This is a genomic window from Streptomyces sp. NPDC002265, from assembly GCF_040296125.1.
Classification (GTDB): Bacteria; Actinomycetota; Actinomycetes; order Streptomycetales; family Streptomycetaceae; genus Streptomyces.
In genome coordinates, this window is the sequence record NZ_JBEOWS010000479.1 from 1 (window position 1) to 5,935 (window position 5,935).

The window sequence follows — 5,935 nt, forward strand, 5'->3', positions numbered from 1 at the left end:
CGGGCTCGCTGGTCGAACAGGTCAGCCGCAGCGCCGTGCAGCTGCTGAACCTGGAGGCGGCCCAGGCCGCCGAAGCGGTCCCCTCGGGGCCGGTGGGCTTCAGCAGCGCGTCGGTGGAGGCGACGGCCGCGGCGGGCGGCTTCGGGCCGCCGCCCGTGATGCCGCCGTCCGCGACACCGCCGGACGGGCGGACCCCGGCCGGGCCCGCCGCGCCGCCCCTGCCCGGACCGCGCGACGCCCACCCCCGGGACACCGCCCCCGCGGCCGCACCGGAACCGTCGTCCCCGGCCCGCCCCGGCAAGGTCTCCGTGACCGTGGCGGCGGCCTCGGCCCCGGGGGAGCTCGGCCGGGGACGGCGGGTCAGCTGCACGCTGGCCCTCGCGGTGGCCGGGGCGCTGGCCGCGGTGACGGTCGGCTCGGTGTTCGTCCTCGACCTGCTGCCGGACGGCGGTCACGACTCGTCGGCGAGCAGCGACAGTTCCCACTCGGCCGCCGCCGACCCCGCGACGCCGTCCACCGGCGCCTCGGCGCCCGCCAGCGGCCGCGCGACGCCGTCCACCGGACCGTCCACCCCCGCCGGTTCGGGCACCGGCACCGTTCCCACCCGCTACCTCGGCGCCTGGGAGGGCCAGGGCAGCGGTCTCGACGGCACCGTGCCCATGGGGACCTTCCGGCTCACCGTCCGACGGGCCTCCGTAGGACAGGAGTTGGGCAGGGTCCGGCAGACGGACCTGTTCGGCGGGGTGTGCAACGACATCCTCACCCTGAAGTCGGTGACGGCGACGGAGATCGTGGCGACCTCCGTGGGCGCCGCGGGCAACCACGACGGCTGCAACCCGGCCGCGCACACCGTCCGACTCGCCCGCACCGGCGACGACTTGACGTACACCTCGGACAGCTCGGCCGAGGGCAATCCGGTGGCCCGTATGTCGAAGGTCGGTTAGGGCCTGTCCGGCGGATCAAGTCGCAGGAAACTGCGGTGCCGTATCTGCCCAGGTGAGCTGGGTCCGGTGCGTCCAGCTGCAAGGCGGAGGAGGGCGTCGACGCGGAGCGTCGGCAACCGACGACAACGCCGCAGACGGGCGTGCCAGACCCCGCGTCTGCGGCATGATCCGCCGGACAGGCCCTAGCCGAGCGGCTGTTGTCTCCGCGTTCCCCCGTCGCTCCCCGGCGCCCCGACTGTCACTACTGTGTCTGCGGAAGCGAACACGGGGAGGACGACCACCATGCGGATGCTGGTCACGCTTGTGCACGAAGGCGGTGCGCCGCAGGACGTCGTCGTCACTGCGGACGACACGGCCACGGCCGGCGACGTCGCCGAGGTGCTGGGGACGGCCGTGGGACTGGCCGCCCCGCCGGCGGGCGCTATGCCGGGCAACGTCGTACCCATGCGCGGTACGTCACTGGTCCCGCCGCCCGGCCAGGGGGCGGCGGGGACCGGGGCGCCGTCCCTGTGGGCGGACGGCGTGCTGTGCGACCCGGCGGCCCCGGCGGCCGGGGTGCTGCGCGACGGGATGCGCATCTCCGTCGACGACGCGATAGGCCCGCTGCTGCGCAAGGGCGAGCCGGCCGGGCAGTACGAGCTGAGAGTGGCCGGCGGTCCCGCCGCCGGACGCGTGGTCCGGCTCGGCGTCGGCGTGGCCACGGTGGGCTCGGCGCCGACCTGTTCGCTGCCCCTGCCGGACCCCTCGCTGCCGCCGGTCGCGCTGCGGCTGACCGTCGACCTCCAGGGCAACACCACGCTCGCCGCGGAGGGCGGGGCCGAGGTCCTGCTCGACGACGAGCCGCTGACGGCCGGTGGCGCGGGAACGGCCGCGGCCGCCGGAAAACCGGGCAAGGGAGCCAAGGCGGCCAAGGGAGCCAAGGCGGGTGCCGTCGGCAGGGCGGGCGGTGCGGCCGGTACGCCGTGGCCGCTCGGCGGTGTCGTCCGGGTCGCCGACTCGCTGCTCGTGCTCGACCGGGTGGCCGAGCCCGACGCCCACCTCTCCGCGATGAGCGAGGGCGGCCTCGCCTACAACCGTCCGCCCCGGCTGAACCCGCTGCGGCCCCGGCGGCGCATCGTCGCACCGCTGCCGCCGTCGAAGAACGAGCGGGCGCGCTTCCAGTTCATCATGGCCTTCATCCCGATGCTCTTCGGGCTGACCATGTACTTCGTCACCAAGCAGATCTACATGCTGCTGTTCTGCGCGATGAGCCCGCTGATGATGATCGGCCAGTGGTTCAGCGAGAACCGCGAGGGCAAGAAGAAGCACAAGACCTCCCTCAAGCAGTACAAGAAGGACCTCGTCGAACACCAGGCGGAACTCGCCCAGTTGGCCAAGGAGGAGCAGCGCGGCCGCCGCGAGGACAGCCCGGACCCGGCCGAACTCCTGCTCTTCGCCACCGGCCCGCGCCGCCGCCTGTGGGAGCGCCGTCTCACCGACCCGGACGCCATGCAACTGCGCGTCGGCGTCGGCGGCCTGCCCTCCGACGTCGAGATGGTCATGGGCCGCGGCGGCACCTCGTACGACGAGGAGACCCCCGAACCGCCGGTCCTGCCCGACGTCCCGGTCACCCTGCCCTTCGCCCGGCTCGGCGTCGTCGGCATCGCCGGTGACCGGGCCCGCGCGCTGTCCACCGCCCGCTGGCTGAGCGTGCAGGCCGCCGTCCTGCACAGCCCCCGCGACCTCTCCCTCGTCTCCCTGTCCGCCACCCCGGCGGCGGGGGCCGACTGGCACTGGGCGCACTGGCTGCCGCACACCGACCCCGACCAGGGCCAGGACTGTGTCGCGCTGGTCGGCTTCGACTCCGAGGGCATCACCCGCCGCGTCAACGAACTCCTGGGCGAACTCGCCCGGCGCAAGGCGGCCCGCGAGCAGAACAACATGATGGGCCAGCTCTACCCGGACCCGAACATCCTCGTGATCCTCGACGGCGCCCGCCTGCTGCGCCGCGTCCCGGGCGTGCCCCAACTCCTCACCGAGGGACCGCAGAACGGCATCATCGCCCTGTGCATCGACGAGGACGAACGGCTGCTCCCGGAGGAGTGCAAGGCCGTCGTCGCCTGGTCCCCGGACGCCGCCCACCACGTCCGCGTGCGCGGCTACGGCATGGAGGGCGTCGGCGACATCCTCGCCGACCAGGTCACCCCGGAGTGGTGCGAGCTGCTCGCCCGCTCCCTCGCGCCGGTGCGCGACGTCAGCCGTGACGACGCCGACAGCGCGCTGCCCACCGCCGCCCGGCTGCTGACCCTGCTCGGCCTGCCCGACCCGACCGGCGCGGACGTGGAGCGGATCTGGCGGGCGGGCGGCTCGACGACGTCCGCGCCGGTCGGCATCGCGGCCGACGGCCCCTTCGTCCTGGACATCCGCCGCGACGGCCCGCACGCCCTGGTGGCCGGTACGACCGGTGCCGGTAAGTCCGAGCTCCTCCAGACGATCATCGCCTCGCTGGCCATGGCCAACCGGCCGGACGCCCTGAACTACGTCCTCATCGACTACAAGGGCGGCAGCGCCTTCATGGACTGCGCCCGTCTGCCGCACACCGTCGGTATGGTCAGCGACCTCGACGCCCACCTCACCGAACGGGCCCTGGCCTCGCTCGCCGCCGAACTCCACCGGCGCGAGAGGATCCTGTTCGACGCCGCCGCCAAGGACATCGAGGACTACAACGACACCCGCAAGCTCCGCCCCGAGCTGGAGCCCATGGCCCGACTGGTCCTGGTCATCGACGAGTTCGCGTCCCTGGTCAACGAACTCCCCGACTTCATCGTGGGACTGGTCGACATCGCCCGCCGAGGCCGCTCCCTCGGGGTCCACCTCGTCCTGGCCACCCAGCGCCCGGCGGGCGTGGTGAGCGCCGACATCCGGGCCAACACCAACCTCCGCATCGCCCTGCGCGTCACGGACGCCGCCGAGTCGACGGACGTCATCGACGCCCCTGACTCCGGCGCGATCGCGAAGTCGACGCCCGGCCGCATGTACGTCCGCTCCGGCGCCCAGTCCCTGGTCGGCGTGCAGTCGGCCCGCATCGGTGGCCGCCGTCCGGCCACCGGGCAGACGGGCCCGAAGGCGACGCTGATCCCGTTGCAGTGGAACTCCTACGCCCGCCCCCTGCCCAAGCGGGACGAGGCCGAGGACGACGGCACGATGGTCACCGACCTCGCGGTCCTCGTCGACGCGGTGCGCGACGGGGCGCAGCGGATGGGCTTCGGCGAGCAGCGCAGCCCCTGGCTGCCGCCGCTGGCGGAACTGGTGACCCTGGCGGAACTGGAGTCGTACGGCACACCGGGCGGCGCCCCCACGGGGGAGAGCGCCGGTGGCCCGTCGGGGCAGAGCGCCGGTGGCCCGGCGGGCGCGGACGTGGCCCCCATCCCGTACGGCCTGATCGACCTGCCCGCCAAGCAGAGCCGCAAGCCGCTGTCCCTGGACCTGGTGCACGGCGAGCACACCCTGCTCCTGGGCGGTGCCCGCTCGGGCCGCTCCACCGCCCTGCGCACCCTCGCGGGTTCCCTGGCCCGCTCGGCCTCCCCGCACGACGTGCACGTCTACGGCATCGACTGCGGCTCCAACGCCCTGCTGCCCCTGATGCGGCTGCCGCACGTCGGTGCCGTCGTCACCCGCGACGAGCCCGACCGGGTCCGCCGGCTCATCGACCGACTGCTGGCGGAGATCGCCCGGCGTCAGCAACTCCTCGCGATGGAAGGCGCGTCGAGCGCCGCCGAACAGCGCGCCTCGGCCGCCCCGGAGGACCGCCTGCCCTGGATGGTGCTGCTCCTGGACAGCTGGGAGGGCTTCGCCTCCACCTTCGAGGCCTACAACTACGGCCAGTTGCTCGAAGCGGCCCAGCGGATCTTCCGTGAGGGGTCCGCGGTGGGCCTCAAGGTCGTCATGACGGCCGACCGTAGCGGCCTCAGCGGCCATGTCTCCTCCGCCTTCGCCGACCGGCTGGTCATGCGCTTCGCCGACTCCAACGACTACTCCACGGCCGGCCTCCAGGCCCGCGAGGTGCCGAAGAACATGCCTCCCGGCCGCGCCCTGCGCATCACCGACACCGGCGTGGACGAGACCCAGATCGGCCTGCTCGCGGCCGAACCGGCTGGCCAGGCCCAGGTCAGGGCGCTGCGTGAGATCGCCGAGGAGGCGCGCACCCGGTACGGCCGCATCCCGGCCGCCCGCCGGCCGCTGCGCGTGGACGCCCTGCCGACCCGCATCACGGCCACCGAGGCCCTCGCCCTGGACCCGGACTTCACCCCGCCGTCGCCCCTGTGGGCCCTCGTCGGCGTCGGCGGCGACGAACTCCACCCCATCGGCATCGACCTGGAGGAGAACGGCCCCGGCTTCGTCATCGCGGGACCCCCGAAGTCCGGCCGCTCCACCCTGCTGGTGGCGGCGACCGAGTCACTGCTGCGCTCGGGCACCCCGGTGGTCCTGGTCGCCCCGCGTCGCTCGCCGCTGCGTGATCTGGCGGGCCGTCAGGGCGTCCTCGGACTGCTCAACGCCGAGAGCCGGGAGGACGACCTGGAGGAACTGACGGGCGCCGCCCCGAACGGCTCCTACGTCGTCGTGGTCGACGACGCCGAACTCCTCTACGACACCCGCCTCGACGAGGCCCTCGAAGCCGTCGTCCGCAAGGGTGCCGACGGCGGCATCGGCCTCCTCGCCGCCGGTGCGACCGACAGCCTCTCCGGCCAGTACCGCGGCTTCTCGGTCGAGGCCCGCAAGTCCCGCAACGGCCTGCTGCTGACCCCGCAGTCCCCTTCGGAGGGCGAGCTCTTCGGCATCCGGCTGCCGGCCAACAGCGGCGGGGGCCCGGCCGGCAGCGGCCTGTTCGTGTCCGGCGGCTCCTACATGCCGGTGCAGGGCGTCATGAACGGCTGAGTCGCCTGTCCCCCTTCGGGGTGATGTACGTCAGTGAACGACCGGGGCGCCCGGCCCGGGATCCGCAGATCCCCGGC

Annotated in this window: 1 protein-coding gene and 1 pseudogene; both read left to right on the forward strand. The window is 74.0% G+C overall.

Annotated features, from left to right (window positions below):
• A pseudogene (locus ABT085_RS42970) lies at window positions 1-944 on the forward strand (serine/threonine protein kinase); the annotation flags it as partial.
• Between the two features lie 282 nt (window positions 945-1,226).
• The gene (locus ABT085_RS42975; protein WP_351621626.1) at window positions 1,227-5,858 is read left to right on the forward strand and encodes an FtsK/SpoIIIE domain-containing protein; all 4,632 of its coding nucleotides are present in this window, start codon (window positions 1,227-1,229) and stop codon (window positions 5,856-5,858) included.
• The last annotated feature ends 77 nt before the right edge of the window (window positions 5,859-5,935 follow it).

Excerpts from the sequence above, each read along its gene's own strand:
- ABT085_RS42975 (WP_351621626.1), top strand. The coding sequence starts at position 1,227 with ATGCGGATGCTGGTCACGCTTGTGCACGAAGGCGGTGCGCCGCAGGAC.